Here is a 1,445-nt window from a genome sequence, read left to right on the forward strand (position 1 = left end):
TGTTCCTTGATGGTATATCGCCTTTCTTTATGGCGGCCTACCTGTCCTCGCGATATGGCCAAATTCAGATGAGTCGGCTTCCGGCAGGAAGTGTCCAGCAGCACATTTTCCTTTGGATGATTGAGCGTATCCAAGTTCCACGCTTTTCCTCTGGTTTAGAACGCAGAATAGCGCAGCTCGCTGAGCGAGCTTATGAAACACATGAAGCCGTCGGGATCGATTTCCAACGTGCACAAGATGTCTTGCTTACTGCCCTCGGTCTTGCCGATTGGACCCCGCCCGAACCGCTCGCATATATGGCCCGCGCCAGTGAGGCGTACACCTCTAGGCGACTTGACGCGCGATTCTTTGCGCCCCGCATTCAGGCTCTGCTCGACCTGCTCTCGGTCGATGGGCGCCATGTGTCAGACGTTGCCGATCCTCGGCGCGAGAAGTTCCGGCCAGATGCCTGCACGATCTTCGACTATATCGAAATCAGCGATATCGACGGAGCCGGGTCAACCACCAGCACCCGCCTTGCCTCGGAAGATGCGCCAAGCCGCGCCACATGGCACGTTCGTTCAGGGGATATCATTACCTCGACTGTCCGTCCAGTTCGTCGCCTTTCTGCTCAGATAACGCCGGATCAAGACGGGCTTGTATGCTCCTCAGGGTTCGTTGTGCTAACCCCGCGCGATATTGCACCCGAAGTGCTACTGACCTACCTGCGCCTCCCGGTTATCTGCGAGCTTCTCGACCTTTACGCCAGCGCCAGCATGTACCCCGCGATCACCGAAGCCGATATTTTCAATCTGCCCTTACCTCAAATATCCGATCTGGTAGCTGCGAAGATAACGGAGAGTGTACAGGCGGCAAAGCTGGCTAGGGCTCGCGCAGCCAAAATGCTCGAAGCCGCCAAGCGCGCCGTCGAGATTGCGATTGAAGATGGGGAAGCCGCTGCGATGGCCTACCTTGACCAAGCCGAGGGGGGATCTGATGCCCCTGCCTCCCCACGCCGCCGATTGGATGAACCGGGCCGAAATCGACTACATCGGCCCCTTCGTGAAAGCTTGGGCCGCTTTCAATGCGTGGTTCCGTCATGCCTCCGCGGAGGCGCAAGAACGGGCGATGCTGGATTGGGTCAAAGGCCAGCCGAACCCGGTTCGGCGGGATATCCTGGCCCTGCTCCGAAACGAAAACGATACCGCCGAGGCGCAGGCGTTGAAACTTGCAATCTCTGACCTGCAAATCCGTTTGGATGGCATCCATTTCGAGGTGACGCGGAAAGGCGTGAACGAGCAAATCTCGCTCCGCAGCGTCTGTATCGCGCCCAAGCATTTCAACCGCGAACGGATCGAGCGCAGCGGGTATGAATACAAGGCCGAGAAAATTGCAGGTGGCAATATCCAGATCACCGTCACCTCTCGCAATGGGAGCGTGAAGTTCCAGCACATGCAGGTGCAGTA

Annotated in this window: 1 protein-coding gene; it reads left to right on the top strand. The window is 57.6% G+C overall.

Annotated features, from left to right (window positions below):
• Positions 1 to 975 precede the first annotated feature (975 nt).
• The coding region (locus VZ95_RS19025) for a hypothetical protein (protein WP_045777262.1) at positions 976 to 1,445 on the top strand (470 nt) is incomplete at its 3' end.

It is taken from the genome of Elstera litoralis, from assembly GCF_000963705.1.
Taxonomy (GTDB): domain Bacteria; phylum Pseudomonadota; class Alphaproteobacteria; order Elsterales; family Elsteraceae; genus Elstera; species Elstera litoralis.